The organism is Sphingobacterium faecale, from assembly GCF_016746095.1.
Taxonomy (GTDB): Bacteria; Bacteroidota; Bacteroidia; order Sphingobacteriales; family Sphingobacteriaceae; genus Sphingobacterium; species Sphingobacterium faecale.
The window spans coordinates 74,442-93,232 of record NZ_JAERTY010000008.1 but is presented as its reverse complement, the minus strand read 5'-3'; the positions used below and the strand labels follow the sequence as shown (position 1 = coordinate 93,232).

At 39.8% G+C, this 18,791-nt stretch carries 17 protein-coding genes and 1 tRNA gene; 9 read left to right on the top strand and 9 right to left on the bottom strand.

Annotated elements, in window-relative coordinates:
* Window positions 1-25 precede the first annotated feature (25 nt).
* A complete protein-coding gene (locus JKG61_RS14160; RefSeq protein ID WP_202103614.1) occupies window positions 26-1,375 on the bottom strand; it encodes an acyl-CoA dehydrogenase family protein in 1,350 nt (449 codons plus the stop codon).
* 236 nt (window positions 1,376-1,611) lie between these two features.
* Between JKG61_RS14160 and JKG61_RS14155 the strand changes: the two genes are divergently transcribed.
* The 4 genes from JKG61_RS14155 (at window position 1,612) to JKG61_RS14140 (ending at window position 5,856) form a co-directional block, all read left to right on the top strand.
* The gene (locus JKG61_RS14155) at window positions 1,612-1,833 is read left to right on the top strand and encodes a hypothetical protein (RefSeq protein ID WP_021069149.1); all 222 of its coding nucleotides are present in this window, start codon (window positions 1,612-1,614) and stop codon (window positions 1,831-1,833) included.
* A 201-nt stretch (window positions 1,834-2,034) separates the two neighbouring features.
* Window positions 2,035-3,384, top strand: coding sequence for an adenylosuccinate lyase (gene purB, locus JKG61_RS14150; RefSeq protein ID WP_202103613.1), 1,350 nt, complete (start codon window positions 2,035-2,037; stop codon window positions 3,382-3,384).
* Window positions 3,385-3,506: 122 nt separating this feature from the next.
* The gene (locus tag JKG61_RS14145) at window positions 3,507-4,061 is read left to right on the top strand and encodes a NifU family protein (RefSeq protein ID WP_202103612.1); all 555 of its coding nucleotides are present in this window, start codon (window positions 3,507-3,509) and stop codon (window positions 4,059-4,061) included.
* 151 nt (window positions 4,062-4,212) lie between these two features.
* Window positions 4,213-5,856 carry an amidohydrolase gene (locus JKG61_RS14140; RefSeq protein WP_202103611.1) on the top strand — a complete coding sequence of 548 codons (1,644 nt, stop codon included), beginning with the start codon at window positions 4,213-4,215 and terminating at the stop codon, window positions 5,854-5,856.
* A gap of 70 nt (window positions 5,857-5,926) precedes the next feature.
* Here the strand turns inward: JKG61_RS14140 and lipA are convergent, their stop codons facing one another.
* The 3 genes from lipA to JKG61_RS14125 all read right to left on the bottom strand — a co-directional run bounded on the left by lipA (window position 5,927) and on the right by JKG61_RS14125 (window position 8,326).
* Window positions 5,927-6,808 (bottom strand): lipoyl synthase, encoded by an 882-nt coding sequence (gene lipA / locus JKG61_RS14135; RefSeq protein ID WP_202103610.1) that lies wholly within the window; start codon window positions 6,806-6,808, stop codon window positions 5,927-5,929.
* Between the two features lie 86 nt (window positions 6,809-6,894).
* Window positions 6,895-7,572, bottom strand: coding sequence for a porin family protein (locus JKG61_RS14130; protein ID WP_262896204.1), 678 nt, complete (start codon window positions 7,570-7,572; stop codon window positions 6,895-6,897).
* A 151-nt stretch (window positions 7,573-7,723) separates the two neighbouring features.
* On the bottom strand, window positions 7,724-8,326 hold the full coding sequence (locus JKG61_RS14125; RefSeq protein ID WP_202103608.1) for an outer membrane beta-barrel protein: 603 nt from the start codon (window positions 8,324-8,326) through the stop codon (window positions 7,724-7,726).
* A 315-nt stretch (window positions 8,327-8,641) separates the two neighbouring features.
* On the opposite strand from JKG61_RS14125, the gene JKG61_RS14120 reads away from it, so the two are divergent.
* Window positions 8,642-8,712, top strand: a tRNA-Cys gene (locus JKG61_RS14120).
* Between the two features lie 34 nt (window positions 8,713-8,746).
* Window positions 8,747-8,926 (top strand): spore protein, encoded by a 180-nt coding sequence (locus tag JKG61_RS14115; protein WP_202103607.1) that lies wholly within the window; start codon window positions 8,747-8,749, stop codon window positions 8,924-8,926.
* Window positions 8,927-9,059: 133 nt separating this feature from the next.
* Here JKG61_RS14115 and JKG61_RS14110 read toward each other — a convergent pair whose 3' ends face one another.
* Together JKG61_RS14110 and sppA are read right to left on the bottom strand one after the other, a co-directional pair.
* A complete protein-coding gene (locus tag JKG61_RS14110) occupies window positions 9,060-10,250 on the bottom strand; it encodes a phosphoglycerate kinase (RefSeq protein ID WP_202103606.1) in 1,191 nt (396 codons plus the stop codon).
* Window positions 10,251-10,351: 101 nt separating this feature from the next.
* Window positions 10,352-12,112, bottom strand: coding sequence for a signal peptide peptidase SppA (gene sppA, locus JKG61_RS14105; RefSeq protein WP_202103605.1), 1,761 nt, complete (start codon window positions 12,110-12,112; stop codon window positions 10,352-10,354).
* An 83-nt stretch (window positions 12,113-12,195) separates the two neighbouring features.
* Between sppA and folK the strand changes: the two genes are divergently transcribed.
* Together folK and JKG61_RS14095 are read left to right on the top strand one after the other, a co-directional pair.
* Window positions 12,196-12,678, top strand: a complete 483-nt coding sequence (folK, locus tag JKG61_RS14100; protein WP_202103604.1) for a 2-amino-4-hydroxy-6-hydroxymethyldihydropteridine diphosphokinase — start codon at window positions 12,196-12,198, stop codon at window positions 12,676-12,678.
* Window positions 12,679-12,690: 12 nt separating this feature from the next.
* Window positions 12,691-13,056 (top strand): Hpt domain-containing protein, encoded by a 366-nt coding sequence (locus JKG61_RS14095; protein WP_202103603.1) that lies wholly within the window; start codon window positions 12,691-12,693, stop codon window positions 13,054-13,056.
* Between the two features lie 48 nt (window positions 13,057-13,104).
* On the opposite strand, the gene JKG61_RS14090 is transcribed toward JKG61_RS14095, so the two are convergent.
* The 3 genes from JKG61_RS14090 to alaS all read right to left on the bottom strand — a co-directional run bounded on the left by JKG61_RS14090 (window position 13,105) and on the right by alaS (window position 17,644).
* Window positions 13,105-13,794, bottom strand: a complete 690-nt coding sequence (locus JKG61_RS14090; RefSeq protein ID WP_202103602.1) for a response regulator transcription factor — start codon at window positions 13,792-13,794, stop codon at window positions 13,105-13,107.
* 105 nt (window positions 13,795-13,899) lie between these two features.
* Window positions 13,900-15,009, bottom strand: a complete 1,110-nt coding sequence (locus JKG61_RS14085) for a TlpA disulfide reductase family protein (protein ID WP_202103601.1) — start codon at window positions 15,007-15,009, stop codon at window positions 13,900-13,902.
* A gap of 22 nt (window positions 15,010-15,031) precedes the next feature.
* The gene (gene alaS, locus JKG61_RS14080; RefSeq protein WP_202103600.1) at window positions 15,032-17,644 is read right to left on the bottom strand and encodes an alanine--tRNA ligase; all 2,613 of its coding nucleotides are present in this window, start codon (window positions 17,642-17,644) and stop codon (window positions 15,032-15,034) included.
* A 293-nt stretch (window positions 17,645-17,937) separates the two neighbouring features.
* Here alaS and JKG61_RS14075 point away from each other — a divergent pair, with 293 nt between their 5' ends.
* Window positions 17,938-18,786, top strand: coding sequence for a universal stress protein (locus JKG61_RS14075; protein ID WP_202103599.1), 849 nt, complete (start codon window positions 17,938-17,940; stop codon window positions 18,784-18,786).
* Window positions 18,787-18,791 lie beyond the last annotated feature (5 nt).

The window sequence follows — 18,791 nt, the reverse complement described above, 5'->3', positions numbered from 1 at the left end:
CATTCCATTTTTGAACACAATAGGACTAAACAAATGCACTGAAGCCTGTTATGCTCCTCCCTACGATTAAAGAATTTATTTCCTTGGTGCCCTCATAAGAATAAATAGCCTCTGCATCTGCTAAGAAGCGAGCTACATTATACTCCAAGAGAATACCATTGCCCCCCATGACTTCTCTTGCGCGCGATACAATATCCCGCGTCCGCAGCGTACAGAATACTTTGGCCAAGGATGCATGTTCATCTTTCAATTTTCCTTCATCCTGTAGTTCCGAAAGACGAAACACCAATGTCTGCATAGCAGTCAGATTAGAAAGCATCTCTACAAGATGATTCTGAATCAATTGAAAAGACGCAATAGGTTTTCCGAACTGCTCGCGTTGCAGGGTATATGCTAATGCATTTTCGTAAGCACCACGGGCACAGCCGACAGCCATCCACGCTACACCAGCGCGTGTCATCTGAAGAACCTTCGCTGTATCCTTAAAAGACTGCGCATGGGGAAGTCTATCCGATTCGGGCACGAGACAGTTAGTCAATGTAATAAGACCATTCTGCACAATACGCAGCGCCATTTTGCCTTTTATCTTCTCTACCGAAAAACCTGGGTTGTCTTTACGCACGATAAAGCCCTTTACTTGGTTATCATCCAAGTCTCTAGCCCAAATAATCGTAATATCCGAAAAAGTAGAGTTCCCAATCCACTTCTTCTGACCATTCAGTACCCATCCTTTATCGGTACGCCTACAAGTCGTTGTTAATCCTCCAGCCGTAGCTGATCCGACCTCGGGTTCTGTCAAACCAAAAGCTCCTATTACCTTTAACTGTTGCATCTTGGGCAACCACTCTTCTTTCTGGATATCAGAACCACACATATATATCGAACCCATGGCCAAGCCGCTCTGTACCCCCAAGAATGTGGCAATAGAAGGATCAATACGCCCAAATTCGCTTGCAATAATACCATCCATGAGCGAAGTTCCTCCTGCACAGCCGTAACCTTGATAGACATAACCGCATACATTCAGTTCCGCCAGTTTAGGAATAATCTCAAAAGGAAATTCATCATGCAACCAATAATTATTGACTAATGGCTTTACCTCTGCTTCTAAAAAAGAACGTACACGAAGCTGTAACGCTCTGTCTTCAGCAGAAAGCTTTCCGTCAATATTATAGAAATCAGCATCAATAGGCGGAGGGTCTTTCTTTTTCTTAGTTCCTGTCAACAACTTCATCGCCATTTGCAGCTGCTTTTCATCCATTTTACTGACCGTTCCCATCACCTCAGCCAGGTCTACTTTCTTAGATACCTTCTCAAGCTGCTCAAAATCGACTGTTTTTAACAGCTTGATAATATTCTTAATCTTTCCTAACATAAGTCGTTTTTATAGTTTAACAACATTTTTTACTTAAAATAGTTTTTTATTGTTGCATTTCAACAAAACAATACTATATTTGCATCCGAAATAAAAACGATTTGTTTTTTAACATCTGTAAATCAGAACGTTATTATTCATAAACAAAAATTTTTATTTTTTGGGTTACCTTTTCAGGTTACCGGTATTAAAAGGTATAAAACAATATTTGTTTCAATTAAATAGAAAATTAAAAGATGAAAAATTTATTCGCATTCGGATTTTTAGCGTTAGCTTTAACTGTAGCTTCATGTGGTAACAATACTTCTAAAACTGAAGAAACTGCTGATTCTTTAAAAGGAATCGTTGATTCAACTGCTGGTGCTCTTACTGATTCTATCAACAACGTTGCTGATTCAGCTAACAAAGCTATCGATTCAACTGCACAAGTTATCGATTCTACTAAAAACGCTCAGTAATCCGAAAAGAGTTAAAATACTCCTACAAAAGCCTGTGTTCTTAATGACACAGGCTTTTTTTATAGGCTTAAATTACCAAAAAGTCCCTGCTTTTTGTACTTTTGTAAGATAAAGAAAGGCATCCCCTCACTTATTCTATATATAATAAATGAACAGCCTATCTTTTAGTTATTACTTTTGACTTATTAATTTTCACAGAAAATGACATTATCAGCATTAACGGCTGTTACTCCTATTGACGGACGATATCACAATGCCACCCAGGAATTATCTGCATATTTTTCGGAATTCTCTTTAATCAAACACCGGGTATTAGTGGAGGTAGAATATTTCATTGCGTTAGCACAATCCGGTATCCCCCAGTTAGCACATTTTGATGGTTCTTTAAATGCGAAGCTGCGTAAGATATACGAAGATTTCAGTCTGGAAGATGCACAATGGATTAAAGACACGGAGAAAGTAACAAACCATGACGTCAAAGCAGTTGAATATTTTCTAAAGAATGAGTTCGAAAAATTGGGGCTTCACGACTCTCTGGAGTTTATACACTTTGGACTCACCTCCCAGGATATCAATAATACAGCGATCCCTTACGCCTGGAAAGAAGCACTGAATACAGTCTACTTACCGGGGGTACAAGGCCTCGTCAGTGAACTAAAAAAGCTATCGGACGAGTGGGGTGATATCGCTATGTTGGCTCGTACGCATGGACAACCCGCCTCTCCTACCCGGTTAGGTAAGGAGATCAAGGTATTCGTAGAACGTCTCGAAAAACAGCTTTCTTTATTACTGACAGTGCCCCATTCTGCAAAATTTGGTGGCGCTACAGGTAACTTTAACGCACATTTCATTGCTTATCCAAGTCAAGACTGGGTTGCTTTCGGAAACTCGTTCGTCAACGGACAACTGGGACTGGATCGTTCACAGACAACAACACAAATCGAACATTACGATAATTTTGCAGCTAGCTGTGACACCTTAAAACGCATAAATAATATTCTTATCGATTTATGCCGAGATGTCTGGACCTATATTTCTATGGATTATTTCAAACAAAAGATCACTGCAGGACAGATCGGTTCATCAGCGATGCCTCATAAGGTAAACCCTATCGATTTTGAAAATGCTGAAGGAAACTTAGGCTTGGCCAATGCATTGTTTGAACACCTATCCGCCAAACTACCTATTTCCAGACTACAACGGGATCTTACAGATTCCACCGTATTAAGGAATGTGGGAGTTCCTTTTGCACATACTATGATTGCGATCAAGTCGACCTTAAGAGGACTAAACAAGTTGATTCTTAATGAATCTGCGCTTCAGAAAGATTTAGAAAACAATTGGGCCGTTGTTGCCGAAGCGATACAAACGATCTTGCGCCGTGAAGGATACCCTAAACCGTACGAGGCCCTGAAGGACTTAACCCGTACCAATACACAGGTCACCCAAGAAACGATTGCGAGTTTTGTAGATAACCTCAATATATCTGAAGATGTCAAACAAGAAATAAAAAACATCAGTCCTTCTAATTATACAGGTGTTATGCTGTAAAACACATGTCCTGAAACGTAAGGTTTTACGAAACAATGACGTGTATCAAACACTTATATCCTATCTTTGAACGGATAAAACGAAGTTACTATTTATAACTTCCATACTTTTAAAATAAAAAAATGGCTACAATAAACGTATATACAGAAAGTACTCCCAATCCTGCTACCATGAAGTTCTTGGTCAACAAGCTTCTTATCAATGGGAGTGTGGATTACCCTGACAGAGAAAAGGCTCAAGAATCCCCTTTTGCCAAAGAACTATTTAAATTCAACTTTGTAAACGGCGTCTTCTTTGCAAGCAATTTTGTCACGATTACAAAATCTGAAGACGCCGAATGGAGCGATATAGAGGCTATATTAAAAGATTTTGTGAAAGGAGCTGTTGAATCTGAGCTAAAAGTACAGGAGATTATAAGCGACCAAGACGTATCTTTTGAAGGAACGGAGACTGAAATCAAAATACAACAGGTTCTTCATGACTACGTCCGCCCCGCTGTAGAACAAGATGGTGGTGCCATCGCCTATAAATCCTTTGAGGAAGGGATTGTTACGGTAGAGCTCAGAGGATCTTGTAGCGGCTGCCCTTCTTCAACTATTACCCTAAAGGCTGGTATCGAAGGACTATTAAAGCGTATGGTTCCTGAAGTAGAAGAAGTTGTTGCAGAAGCCCTGTAATTTCAACAACTATAGATAAAGCGGAGAGCCCAATATTATAATATTGGGCTCTCCGCTTTTTTAGACCAATATGCTTTATTTTTTATTTCTTGCTAAAAAACGGTACATTTAAGAACAATTGAAACCAAAAATATAAGCAGATTACACAAATATGAAAAACCTATTTTTATTTTTTTTAACAGCACTTCTGTTTATTCGCTGCACCAGTAATACTGAAGTGGATCTTATTGTACATAACGCTAAAATATACAGCGTAGACTCGTCATTTGCCGTTCACGAAGCTTTTGCTGTAAAGAATGGTATTTTTATAGACATTGGTACTTCAAAAGATATTCTAAAGCGCTATAAAGCCAAAGAAATAATTGATGCCCAACAAACTCCGGTCTATCCCGGATTTTATGATGCGCATGCTCACTATTTCGAATTGGCAAATCTTTTTCAAGAGGTAGATTTAAATGGGACAAAATCGATGGAGGAACTCATTGATCGACTTCAGAAATACCAACAGAAAAACCCAGATAAAAAATGGATTATCGGCGGTGGATGGGATCAAAACCTATGGCCAGGAAAAGCTTTTCCGACAAAAGACAGCTTAGACAAGTACTTTCCCGATATCCCGATTTATCTTTCCCGTGTAGATTACCATGCTGCTCTCGTTAATACAGCAGCATTAAAGATTGCACGGCTGGACTCTGTCTTCGAAGTACAGGGTGGGCTTATCTCTCCGGATGCATTAGGTAAACCTGATGGTTTATTAATCGACAATGCTATGCCCTTAGTCAGTAAACACCTACCAAAACACGATGAGCAGAGCACACTAAGATTTCTTCAACAAGCACAGGACTCACTTGTCTCCGTAGGTTTAACGAGTATAGTCGATGCAGGTCTAAACGATGAGGAGATCGATTACCTAAAGACCTTCTACGCCAAAGGACAGCTTAAAATACGGGATTATGCCATGATACTAGCCGATCCTTCACAGATTGACCGTTATATCAAAGAAGATCTATTCGAGACCGACAGATTAACGATACGGTCCATCAAGTTATTAGCAGATGGAGCCTTAGGATCCCGAGGAGCATGTCTCTTAGAACACTATCATGATTCCCCAACAAAGGGTTTCTTATTACACACGCCTGAACAATTTGATGAAACTATCAAAAAATTAGCAAACAGCGAATATCAGGTCAATACACACGCCATCGGCGACTCAGCAAACCGGTTGATATTAGATGTATACGGCAAATATCTTACCGACAATAAGGCGAGAAGATGGCGTATCGAACATGCACAGATCATTGCTCCAAATGACTTTGCAAAATTCAACCAGTTTCATATCATTCCATCAATACAGCCGACCCATGCTACCTCGGATATGTACTGGGCACCACAGCGGTTAGGAGACGATCGGATCAAAGGAGCTTACGCCTACAAAGATCTACTGGAGCAGTATGGCAAAGTAGCTATTGGATCAGATTTCCCCATAGAACATTTTAATCCTTTATATGGATTTCATGCCGCTATTGCCCGTGTAGACCATTCGGGATACCCAGCAGGTGGATTCCAGATGGAAAATGCGCTCAGTCGTGAGGAAGCATTAAAAGGGATGACAATATGGGCAGCTTTCTCCTGCTTTGAGGAAAAGAAGAGGGGATCGATCGAAAAAGGCAAAGATGCAGACTTTGTAATCCTAGCAAAAGATATTATGGAAGTTCCTTATGAGGAAATCCGTAACGTAAAAACCTTACGTACTGTCATTGGAGGAGAAACAGTATTCCAACGGAGTTCTCAATAGATCTGCGAACGTGATTCATTAAAATAAAAAGGGGATAGCCGAAGCTATCCCCTTTTTTATACTATTCTTATTATTGCATATCGAATAGATGTTTCTCAGCATGGTAGGAAGAACGTACCAATGGTCCCGACTCCACATATTTGAATCCCATTTTCAATCCTATCTCTTTGTATTTATCGAATTGCGCAGGCGTAACCCAATCCACTACCGGATGATGTGCTTTGGTAGGTTGCAAATATTGTCCCAAAGTTAGAATATGCACCCCCACGTTATACAGATCCTGCATGGCTTCGATCACATCCTCTTCAGTTTCTCCCAGACCTAACATGATACCCGATTTGGTCCGCAACCCTGCTTCCGAAATACGACGCAAACATTCCAAAGAGCGGTCATATTTAGCCTGTATACGCACTTCTCTTGTCAACCGGCGTACAGTCTCTAAATTATGCGACACCACCTCCGGCCTTACCGCAATGACGCGGTCAAGATTATCCCACTGTCCTTTAAAGTCGGGAAGAAGTGTTTCTAAAGTTGTTTCCGGGCTTTCACGACGGATAGCCTGAATAGTTTCCGCCCAGATAGTCGATCCCCCATCTTTCAAATCATCACGATCGACCGACGTTATCACACAGTGCTTTACTCCCATTAACTTAACAGAAATTGCTACTCTATTTGGTTCATCTACATCTACTGGCAGAGGTCTCCCAGTGGCTACCGCGCAGAAAGAACAAGAACGTGTACAGATATTACCTAAAATCATAAAAGTAGCCGTACCAGCTCCCCAGCACTCTCCCATATTTGGACAATTACCACTCTCACAAATGGTATGAAGCTTATGCTCATCGACCAAACTACGTACATGGCGATATTCTTTCCCTACAGGAAGTTTCACGCGTAACCAATCCGGTTTACGCTGTGTCTGATTTACAGGTATAACAGGCAATTCAATCATGCTACAAAGATAAATATTATTCGCTGAATCCAACAGACAAGATTTGTTTGTCTTGTATCATATTCAAGACCGGATCAATATCATGCTTAAAACTCAAACCCTATTCCCAAAGAAACGACACGGCTGTTTTCTTTATATTCTTTTTGGCCCGTATTAAACTGAAATTCCTCTTGTCGTTTGTTCAACTGTGCGAGCCCGATATTATATCCCACCCGAATAAACAGTCCATTCCCAAATTTATAGCCTAATAGAGAGCTGATTCCATAATCAAACCGATTCATTAAAGCATGATCTCCTGAATATACTATATCCGATTCAAAATCCCCTGAAGGAAATGAAATACCCTCATTAGTTACATCAATTTCCTCCCATGTCTCCTTTATCTTGCCACTTAATTGCAAACCTACAAAAGGACCAACTCCAATAAGCAAATTCCCCGCCTCACGAATAGGTATAGCATAGGTTACATGAACCGGAAGCTCTAAAGAATTCATCCTACGCTCTATCGACACTATTTCCCTAAAATCATTTCTAACACCTATACGCTGAAAATTCAGTCCAGACCTAATAGATAGGGCAGAATTCAATGGGACATCTACATAACCTCCAACAAAAAAACCTATACCAGATTTTGAATTAGGCTCACTGTCAGGAACTGCTAATCTTGATAAGTTGCCGCCTCCAACGACTCCGTAGCGTACCTGAGAAAATGCTAAAGTACTCATAGAGCAGAAGATAACAAAAATTAAAACTTTAAAATTCATTAGGCTATTAGATTAATAAACAACGAAGATAAATATTATTCACTGAATCCAACAAACTATATTTGTTTGTCTTGTACCAAATCCGTTTAAAACAAAAAACCCCTTGGAGAAATTTCTCCAAGGGGCAATTTTATGATTAAAGAACAAATACTTAGATCTCAAAACCAATACCCACAGAGAATACGTTGTTCTTAATTTTTAAGGCATCGACATTAGACATATTTCCTAAGCCTAGGCCATAACCTCCATTAATTAACAAACCATTTGACAATTTATAGCCCAATTGGAAATTCACCCCATAATCAACAACCTTTAATTGGTCATCTTTTGAACCAAATTTAATATCTGTTTTTACATCACCCGCCTTATCTTTACCCGACACGTTAAAACCAACATATGGTCCAGCAGCAACAAAAACAGATCCAGTAGCTCCAGTAGGAATATAGTATACCGCATTAACAGGAATTTCAATAGACATTAGATTTCTAGTAGTGGTTAGACTACCTACTTCAACTTTTCCTCCTTTACCTTGCAAAGAGACTCCTGGTTGAATAGCAAAATTAGTCGCAGCAGGAATACTTGCATAACCGGAAAGATAAAAATTAGTAGCTGCACTCGTAGTATAACTTACATTTCCTCCAGAATAATTCAACTTAGGAAAGTTTAGACCTGCCTTCACTCCATAACCAACCTGAGCCTGCGCTCCAACAGCTGTTAATAATGCAACACCTAATGATAGTAAAACTTTTTTCATAACATTTATTTTAATACTCTTTTTTTGTCTCTGGGACTGAACAGACAATCCCTTCGATTAAGGTATATTCAAATTTGATACCAAACTTAATTCCTGTCCTAAAGAATAATTATACTACTCAGAGCATGCCCCTTCTATCTCTTTCAAAAGCCTTTATGATAGAAAAAGGTAAATATATTTCTACAAGAAAATATCTATCGCGTTTACATATAGCCGGCTTCGCAATCTAACTATCATTCCAAGACAAAGGTTTTTACAATAAATTTTGCTTTTTCAATTTTTAAGTTTACTTTTGCATGCCCAGTAAGGGTAAAGGGTCGGATGGCCGAGTGGCTAGGCTGAGGTCTGCAAAACCTCCTACAGCGGTTCGAATCCGCTTCCGACCTCGTTTTATAACGTACAAAAAAATATTATAATAAAATGGGAGTTACACGTTTAAAAAGAAAAGATAGAAGAAACAAAACTACTTCACGTATGGAAGTTCAGTTTCTAAGCTTGGGCCGTAACATCGAGTTAGGATCACGCTCAGCAATGCCTAAGCATAGTCAAATCACTAAAAACGATGAGATTTTAAACAAATTAGAAGCAGAAGCTAAATAAGCATGCTTATAATATAGGAAAGGGATTTGTTTTTTAACAAATCCCTTTTTTTATTTACACTCCTTATGTAGACCAACTTATAAAAACAAAAGCCGCATAATATGCGGCTTTTATGATTCTTTATAGCTACGAACTAAGCATTTATTGCAGCAACACCTGGCAACTCTTTCCCCTCCATATATTCCAGCAAAGCGCCTCCACCTGTACTCACATAACTCACATGTTCTGTCATTCCAAATTTAGCAATCGCCGCTGCCGAATCTCCTCCACCGATCAAAGAAAATGCTCCTCGCTCTGTAGCTGCTACAATCGCATCAGCTACAGCTTTAGTACCCGTAGCAAACGTATCAAATTCGAAGACTCCCATAGGCCCGTTCCACAACAGGGTATTGGATGCGGATATCACTTCTGCAAAATGTCGGGATGACTTACTTCCAATATCCAATCCTTGAAGATCAGTAGGAATCTGATCATTAGGTCCATCGTATGTTTTAGCATCATTCGAAAAACTATCCGCTATCTGTGCATCCGTAGGCAATACTAGATTGACGCCTTTCTCTTCTGCTTTTTGCACCAGCTCATTAGCCAGATCTAACTTATCCATTTCCACCAATGATTTCCCGATTTCACCACCACGAGCTTTAACAAAGGTGTATGCCATTCCTCCACCAATGATCAGGTTATCCACCTTATCCAACAATGCTTCGATCAGCTGTATCTTATCCGAGACCTTAGCCCCACCCATAATTGCTGTAAACGGTCTATTGGGGTGATTCAGTACCTTTTCGGCATTGTTCAGTTCTGCAGCCATCAGGTAGCCAAAATACTTGGCTGTCGGGAAGAACTGTGCCACAATAGCAGTAGAAGCGTGAGCGCGGTGCGCTGTTCCAAAAGCATCATTAACATAGACATCCCCCAACTTAGATAACTTTTCAGCGAACGCGATGTCTCCTTTTTCTTCTTCCTTATAAAAACGAAGGTTTTCCAACAACAAAACCTCTCCAGATTTAAGATTTGCTGCCTTTTCAAGGGCCTGCTCACCAATGCAGTCGTCAGCAAACTGTACATCCACTCCTAATACCTTCGAAAGATGTGAAACAATATGTCGCAACGAAAACTTATCTGTCGGACCTTCTTTTGGCCGTCCCAGGTGAGACATCAATACCACAGCACCACCATCAGCGAGAATCTTCTTTATTGTTGGAGCAGCTCCTTGAATCCTGTTATCATCCGTAATATTAAAATCCGCATCAAGAGGCACATTAAAGTCAACCCGGATTAAGGCCTTTTCACCAGAAAAATTTAAATCGTCAATTGTTTTCATACACTGTATCTAAAAGTATTTAAGTTGATTTGAGGCGTAAACTTATATAAATTGCTTTGCATTCCCACCATACTGTAAAAAAATATTACAAAAAAACTCATCTAATATATTTCTATCTGATAAGGTAATCGAGCTTGTATACCAGTATGCTTTAAAACCTTGGTAACATCCAACAAATACTTCTGGTAATCTCCCAGCTCTTCACCGAATAACCACATCTTTACTCTATCCTTTGAAGAAGATAATATACTCGCAAATGGATCAGTTTTTTCCGGTAGTTCTACAATCTGATAATCTTTAAGATCAGCCTTCGTGGCAGCTGATGCAACTGCCCGTTGTAGATTACCTATTGCATCTACTAATCCTAATTCCAATGCCTGCTGCCCGGTCCAAACTCTACCTTGTCCGATACTGTCTACAGCTTGCACATTCATCTTACGTCCATTAGCAACACGTTCCATAAATGTCGAATAAGTCCTATTTACCTCCATCTGTATAATAGACCGTTCTTCAGCGGTCAATGGTTTATCAGGATTTCCCATCAGACTCGAAAACTTACCGGTGCTGACTTCATCAATATGAATCCCTAGTTTGTTATTTAATAACCCCTTAAAATTTGGTATTAATCCAAAAACACCGATAGATCCTGTAAGTGTTGTAGATTCTGCGAAAATAGAATCAGCGGCGGCGGCAATATAATATCCTCCCGAAGCAGCATAATCTCCCATAGATACTACGATCGGCTTTTCTTTTTTGATCAGCTCTACCTCTCTCCAAATGATATCCGAAGCTAACGCAGATCCTCCACCCGAATTAACTCGTAAAACTACCGCTTTGATGTCTTTATCTCTACGTAACTTACGGAGTTCTCTCGAAATTTTATCTCCTCCGATCTGCCCCATAGAGCCTTCACCATCTACGATATCACCATAGGCATATAACACGGCAATTTTACCCCCTGATGTACTTGCGGGACTACCACCATAATTCAAAATGGAGACAGATGAGATATCTTTATCTTCTGCAAGATCTAATCGCTTTTTCAGTTTGGATAGCAGCTCATCTTTATATATTTTCCCATCGATAAATTTATAACGAAGAGCGTCATCTGCATTTCGGATCAGGTATTCATTTGCAATGCTTTTCAAGGAATCTACCGATTGTTTTCTAGCTTGCGAAATATCGGCTAAAAAAGAGTTATAAATGCTCCCCAGATAAGACGTAACCTGCTCCCTATTAGCATCACTCATCTCATTAAGTATAAATGGCTCTACTGCCGACTTATAAGTCCCCACTTTGATAACCTGCATCTCAACGCCCAATTTATCCATCGCTTCTTTCATAAATACGACGGAAGAACTCAACCCTCTAAAATCCAGCGATCCCTGAGGATTCAGATATACACTATCTGCTACGGTAGACAAGTAATAGGCTTTTTGAGAATAACCTTCACTATAGGCAATGATAAACTTTTTGGACTCCTTAAAATCTAATAGCGCGTCACGTATGGCCTTCAAACTGGCAAAGCCCATACCAACTGTGGAAGGGTTAAGATAAATACCTTTTATATTCTCATCCGTTTTGGCCGCTTTTATACGTGCCAGAACATCATTCAATCCTATAGATTTTTCCACATTATAAAGAGGTAGATTCAAATCCCCAAGCGGATTACTTTCGGTTTTTTCTACGATCTTATAGTCCAGAGAAAGGTACAGTACCGATTTAGCAGGTGCGACCACTGTGGTCGGTTGCGATGACTGTTGAACCAGCACCCCAATAAATACCAAAAAAAGGAAAAACAGAATAATACTCGTAATAAGTATTCCTGTGATAGTGGCTAGCACTTGTTTAATAAAGCTCATAAATTATCTTTTTACAAATTAAATTTAGCGTATTTAATTGGTTTTGTCGAATTTAAAAGTTCAATATTGTATTTTTGAAACAAATGAACAAAATCTATATCCTATTAGGAGCTAATCTAGGTGCCCCTATAGTGCAAATCGGCCGGGCATTTGACCTGTTACAGGATAGGATCGGGGAAATAGTCGAATCTTCCGCCATCTACACTTCCGAAGGATGGGGAGTCAAAGACCAACCTTTATTCTACAATCAGGTATTGATCATTGAAACTCCACTAGAAAAGCAGGAATGCCTAACAATCTGTCAGGAAATAGAACTTGAACTGGGACGGGTTAGACTTGTCAAATGGGGAGCCCGGCTCATAGACATAGATATCATCTACTTTAATGACGAAGTCTATGAATCAAAAAACTTGATTATTCCTCATCCTTTACTACAGCTCCGTAACTTCGTGCTCGTACCACTATGTGAGGTAGCTGATGGGTATATACATCCAGTACTGCACGTATCGAATAAGGAACTACTTTCCCGCTCTACGGATGAACTTATTGTTAAAAAGTACAATTAAACAACGCTTTAGATGTCATACAAAATCATCAATCCAGATATAATCAAAAAATCAATGATGGGAAATCCCAAATTAGTCAAACAATTTGTAGAGATGTATCTTGATCAAAGCCCAATTGACTTCCAGGCGCTAACAGACAGCCTAGCTAACGCAAACAAGGCAGCAATCAGAGACAGTGCCCATCATATCAAACCTACCATGGAGTATATCGGTGCGACCCCACTTCGAATAGCTTTTCAGGAGCTGGAAGATATGGGGCGTGATGAAGTAGAGATAGAAACAATCCATACCAAGTTCAAAGAGATTAAAACTCATTTTGAACTGATGCTGGAAGAGTTGAGATCCTTTATCCTCGAAAGCGAATTAAACACAAAGTAAGAAGGAGTGAAATTCAACTTCACCCCTTCTTATTTTATATACTATAGCCTAATTCAGTTCAAATTTGTAACCGACTCCTTTTACAGTCGCAACATAATTGTCTCCAATTTTCTCCCGTAGTTTTCTGATGTGAACGTCGATGGTTCTGTTTGTCACAACGACAGAATCTTCCCAGATTGCTTTCAATATTTGTTCACGTGTGTATACCTTATTCGGTTTGGAGGCTAGAAGATATAATAGTTCGAATTCCTTTTTCGCTAATACGATTTTCTCTTCTCCTCTATAGACTAAGAAAGAGTCTCTATCAATTACCAAATCTACAATTTCCAACTTATCCGCAGGTTCATCTACTGATTCCTGCGAATTTCTTCTCAGGATAGCATTTATTCTAGACATTAACGCCCGTGGTTTGATTGGCTTAGCAATATAGTCATCCGCACCAACGTGAAAACCTGCTATCTCCGAATACTCCTCACTTCTTGCTGTCAAAAACACCATAAAGGTATGCTTAAACTCAGGTAGCGAGCGCATAATCCTACAGGCTTCTATACCATCCATCACAGGCATCATAACATCTAGGATTATTAAATCGGGACTCACCTCTTTGGCTTTGTCAATTGCCAGTTTTCCATTTGACGCTGTATAGACCTGATACCCCTCTTTGTTCAGATTGTAGGAAATGAGATCTAAGATATCCTGCTCATCATCTACCACAAGTATTTTTTGCTTGGCGCTCATATTAGTTTTTTTGCTAAAGTATGTACTTTATGGTAACATAAAGTTAATCAAATGTTATGAAATTGTTAACTATTAAAAATAACTTAATAAATTAATAAACTTCATCTAATTTGACATCAGCTTCTGCTTCAAGAAAACTTCTAAATCCTTTCCTCTCAAATTCTTACCAATGATTATTCCAGAAGGATCCACAATAACCGAAGCTGGTATAGCCTTAATACGATAGTCCAATACTAGATCTGAACTCCACGCCTTCAGGTCCGAGATATTTGTCCATTCCAATTTATCCTCTTCAACTGCACGCATCCAAGACCCCGGATTATTATCCAATGACACTCCTAGAACCGTGAAGTTTTTATCTTTATAGCTGTTATAGAGCCGCACAATATTAGGATTTTCCTTCCTACAGGGTACACACCAAGATGCCCAAAAATCAACCAATACATACTGGCCGCGAAAGTCCGAAAGCTTCACCGTTTTATTGTTAGGCGTATACGCAATAATTTCAGGAGCAGGTTGCCCTATTGCTAATTTTCTTAATTTAGCGACTTCTTCCTTAAACTGACTGACAGTCCTATTGTCCACAAATAATTCACCAAGAGTATCAACATATGCTATCAGTTCGTTCTCTGAGATATCGGGATCCAATACACTCATCGCGTAGAAGCCTGCTAGATTATCATGATTTGCTTTGGCAAAGGCCACGGCTTGTGTCGTAAAGCTCGCCATTTCCTTTCTATACTGCGCCATGTAATCAGCGCGAAGACTCTCGATCTCATTTTCACTTTTACCGCCCATACGTTTCACGAAATCTCCTTGCAGGGAGTCTTCTAGAAATTCCTTCCGCTGTTTGATTGGTGCAAACCCCTTCAATACCGAAGAAAGCCCAGAGCCATCAACCTTATAGTCTTCGGGGTTATGTTTTAGATCGGAACTAAACTGTAATTTTTCCCCAGGTGAAACAATAACAGGATACCGATTCTTGCCTACCTCGAGAGTTAATAGTCGAGGTTGGGTCGCCTCACGTTCAAATTTAAACTTATTCTGGTCACTCAAAAAAACAGAATCAAGTTTGCGGTCTCCTTCATAAAAGGCTACGACCTTTACATTCCCTGGATTTGACACCTCACCAGAGATACTTATCGTATTATTGTTGGAGCAGCCCCAAAGTCCAATCCCTAAAATTGAAAAAAGAAAAACGTTAAACCTGTTCATATCACTTATAACCGAAGTAGTATTACATTAAAAAATTCTTAGAACGTATTATTGCATTCGCCAAGCCTGCAACGTCTTTCCCCCCTGCTGTAGCAAAGAACGGCTGCCCGCCCCCTCCCCCTTGTATATCTTTAGCGAGATCGCGCACGATAGTACCAGCATTGAGTCCGTGGCTCTTCACCAGGTCTTCCGAAACTAAGACTGTCAAACTCGGCTTTCCATCTATATTAGCCCCCAGCACTAAAAACAGATTCTCCATAGCGCCCTTTAGTGCGTACGCTAAAGTCTTGACCGCATCTGTGCTCGGTAAATCTACTACAGTAGACAAAAAGTTAACACCATTCACCACTTCCATCTTCTCGTTCAACTCATTTTTCAGCGCCATAGAACGTTCCTTCAGAAAGTTATCGATTTCTTTCTTCAACGTTCCATTTTCATCCATAATCTTGGTCACAGCAGAAACGAAATCCTTAGGATTATTCAAGATTTCCTTCATATGCTGAAACAACTCAAAATGCTCTCTGATTACAGCAGCAGCTTTTGTTCCTGTAATCGCTTCAATACGCCGCACACCTGCTGCTACTGCCGATTCGGACACAATCTTAAAAAATCCTATTTGCCCTGTCGCTCTTACGTGCGTACCACCACAAAGCTCTTTTGAATATTGGTCATCAAACGTGATCACTCGAACGTAATCGCCATACTTTTCTCCGAAAAGAGCAGTAACTCCCGAATCGATGGCCTGTTGAAAAGGCACCTGCCTTTCCTCCTTCAATGGAATATTGGCTCTGATTTTTGCATTGACAATATCTTCCACCGCTTTGATTTCGTCATAGGTCATTTTGGCAAAATGAGAAATATCAAAACGCAGTATATCCGGTGATACCAAAGAACCTTTCTGATTGACATGCTCTCCTAATACTTCTTTCAAAGCAGCATGCAGTAAATGTGTTGCCGAGTGATTACTTTCAGTATCGATACGTTTTGTAAAATCGACCGCAGCTTCAAACGTCGCACCGATCTCCTCAGGCAACTGATCTACAAAATGCACGATAAGCCCATTCTCTTTCTTAGTATCTGTTACGATTATCTTCTCACCTCGGTCGGAAGTCAACCATCCCGAATCACCGATCTGCCCTCCTCCTTCTGCATAAAACGGTGTTACAGTCAATACTAATTGGAATTGTTCTTTTCCTTTGGCACTTACCTTACGATACTTTAATATTTCCGTTTTCACCTGTAATATATCATACCCTACAAAATCCACCTCGTCTCCCTCATTAACAGTGACCCAATCACCTGTATCTATCGTCGTAGCAGCTCTTGAACGTTCTTTCTGGGCTTGAAGTGCTTTATTAAAAGCATCCATATCGACAGTCACTCCCTTTTCTCTAGCCAATAATTCAGTGAGATCTATCGGGAAACCATAAGTATCAAATAACTCAAAAGCAAACTCTCCATCAATAAGCTGACTGCCCTCCACATAGTTTTCAAAACGTTGTATCCCAGTTGTCAATGTTCTTAAGAAAGAAACTTCTTCTTCCAATACAACTTTTTCTACAAAATCACGTTGTTGATAAAGCTCATCGAATACCCCTTTAAACTGCTCCGCCAAAACGGGTACCAATTCATGAAAAAAGGGTTGTTTAAAGTTAAGGAATGTATAGGCGTAGCGGACAGCACGTCTCAGAATACGACGAATTACGTAACCAGCCTTATTATTTGATGGCAATTGTCCGTCAGCAATGGCGAATGCTACCGCACGGATATGATCCGACAATACACGCATAGCAATATCGGTCTGCTCTGCTATGCCATATTGAAGTCCTGATTTCTGAGAAATATAACTGATCAACGGCTGGAACACATCCGTATCGTAGTTTGATGTCTTTACCTGTATAGCACGTACCAAACGTTCAAAGCCCATTCCCGTATCCACATGTTTAGCAGGAAGAGGTTCCAATGTACCGTTCTTCAAACGGTTAAATTGCATAAATACGAGATTCCAAACCTCTATCACTTGAGGGTGATCTGCATTGACTAGCTCTTGCCCCTTTTGCCGTGTACGTTCATCATCCGTACGCATATCATAGTGGATTTCTGAACACGGACCACAAGGTCCCATATCCCCCATTTCCCAGAAATTATCTTTTTTATTTCCAAGCAAGATACGATCCTCTCCTATAAACTCCTTCCAGAACCCATAAGCTTCTTGATCTCTAATCAAGCCTTCCGTATCGTCTCCTTCGAAAATAGTAACATACAATCTATCTTTATCCAGCTTATAAACCTCCGTCAAAAGTTCCCAAGCCCAAGATATTGCCTCCTTCTTAAAATAATCTCCGAAGGACCAGTTTCCCAACATCTCGAACAAGGTGTGGTGATAGGTATCAATACCGACCTCCTCCAGATCGTTATGTTTACCCGAGACGCGCAAACAGCGCTGCGTATCTGCAATCCGCGAATATTTAACAACAGCCTCACCTAAAAACAAATCTTTAAATTGGTTCATTCCCGCATTGGTAAACATTAATGTAGGGTCATTTTTTACCACTACAGGTGCCGATGGTACGATATGATGAGATTTACTCTTGAAAAAATCTAAAAACGCTTCGCGTATTTCTCTACTGGTCATGAAATTTCCTTTAAAGTTATAAAAGTGAAGTAACTTATATTTTATAAAGTGCCAAATTTACTCAAAATAGCGCGCTATTACAATTGATTTTTTTAGACACAAGCCGCTATACAGCTTCTATCTCTTGGTTGTTTATACATTCAGACAAATATCGAGGAGACGAATCGTTTCAGATTGCAATAACACTTATCAAAAGTGACTAGAATCACGCTCAAAACTAACCTAAATCATTTAAAAGTCAATTAATATTAGTAGATTTATTCCATCTTTCGATGTAGATAGTTAGAAGAAATATGACAAAAAAAATAATAGTACCGACTGACTTTTCAGACAATGCACTGACGGCAACCAGATACGCCTGCGAACTAGCAAAAAAGAACGGGTATACAGTACACTTATTTCACTGCTACACCTCTAATTCAGCACTTTTTGAGGAGGAAAAAGCAAATAAAGACACCAATATCCCTTTACTAAAGGCTGACATGCTTATACTGGATCTCAAAGAGAACCTCCAGAATGATTATCCTTCTGTATCGTTTGAAACCACCTGTACCAGTGGACTCTTATCAGAAATTCTCCCTTCTATAGCGGTCTCCCCAACTTATGCCCTAATCATCATGGGGACAACGGGAACTGGAAAAGGTAAGTCTGTTGTATGGGGCAGCAATACCAGCACCATCACTACAAAAGCCCGCATCCCAGTCATTGCCATACCTGGCACTACGACTGACTTTTCGCTAGAAAAAGTAGGCATGTTGACCAACTTCAAAGCCGAAGAACTGGATACGCTTAAAGAATACCTAAGCCTAGTATCGTCCATCCCTTCCCTGGATACAATCCATGTGTACAGAGACTCCAAAGACACAGCGGAAATAACCGAACACTTAGAGAGCTGGTCCTTCAATATTAAAAACCTGAATGGTGTTGAAAATATACGCAACATCGCAGAATCCATACATACCGAAAATGAAAACCTAGACAGTATTCCTGAAGTCATCAATCACATTATTAAAGAAAATGACTACGACATGCTGGTAGTTACAAAAACAAGAAAGTCTTTTTTTGAAAGACTGTTCTCTACATCTGTTTCCAAGGAAATCGTACTTGACCTAGAACGACCAACTTTTTTTGACAACAATTAAAGATA

Coding starts and splice junctions, on each gene's coding strand:
- JKG61_RS14160 (WP_202103614.1), bottom strand. CDS start 1,375: ATGTTAGGAAAGATTAAGAATATTATCAAGCTGTTAAAAACAGTCGAT.
- JKG61_RS14155 (WP_021069149.1), top strand. CDS start 1,612: ATGAAAAATTTATTCGCATTCGGATTTTTAGCGTTAGCTTTAACTGTA.
- purB (WP_202103613.1), top strand. CDS start 2,035: ATGACATTATCAGCATTAACGGCTGTTACTCCTATTGACGGACGATAT.
- JKG61_RS14145 (WP_202103612.1), top strand. CDS start 3,507: ATGGCTACAATAAACGTATATACAGAAAGTACTCCCAATCCTGCTACC.
- JKG61_RS14140 (WP_202103611.1), top strand. CDS start 4,213: ATGAAAAACCTATTTTTATTTTTTTTAACAGCACTTCTGTTTATTCGC.
- lipA (WP_202103610.1), bottom strand. CDS start 6,808: ATGATTGAATTGCCTGTTATACCTGTAAATCAGACACAGCGTAAACCG.
- JKG61_RS14130 (WP_262896204.1), bottom strand. CDS start 7,572: ATGAATTTTAAAGTTTTAATTTTTGTTATCTTCTGCTCTATGAGTACT.
- JKG61_RS14125 (WP_202103608.1), bottom strand. CDS start 8,326: ATGAAAAAAGTTTTACTATCATTAGGTGTTGCATTATTAACAGCTGTT.
- JKG61_RS14115 (WP_202103607.1), top strand. CDS start 8,747: ATGGGAGTTACACGTTTAAAAAGAAAAGATAGAAGAAACAAAACTACT.
- JKG61_RS14110 (WP_202103606.1), bottom strand. CDS start 10,250: ATGAAAACAATTGACGATTTAAATTTTTCTGGTGAAAAGGCCTTAATC.
- sppA (WP_202103605.1), bottom strand. CDS start 12,112: ATGAGCTTTATTAAACAAGTGCTAGCCACTATCACAGGAATACTTATT.
- folK (WP_202103604.1), top strand. CDS start 12,196: ATGAACAAAATCTATATCCTATTAGGAGCTAATCTAGGTGCCCCTATA.
- JKG61_RS14095 (WP_202103603.1), top strand. CDS start 12,691: ATGTCATACAAAATCATCAATCCAGATATAATCAAAAAATCAATGATG.
- JKG61_RS14090 (WP_202103602.1), bottom strand. CDS start 13,794: ATGAGCGCCAAGCAAAAAATACTTGTGGTAGATGATGAGCAGGATATC.
- JKG61_RS14085 (WP_202103601.1), bottom strand. CDS start 15,009: ATGAACAGGTTTAACGTTTTTCTTTTTTCAATTTTAGGGATTGGACTT.
- alaS (WP_202103600.1), bottom strand. CDS start 17,644: ATGACCAGTAGAGAAATACGCGAAGCGTTTTTAGATTTTTTCAAGAGT.
- JKG61_RS14075 (WP_202103599.1), top strand. CDS start 17,938: ATGACAAAAAAAATAATAGTACCGACTGACTTTTCAGACAATGCACTG.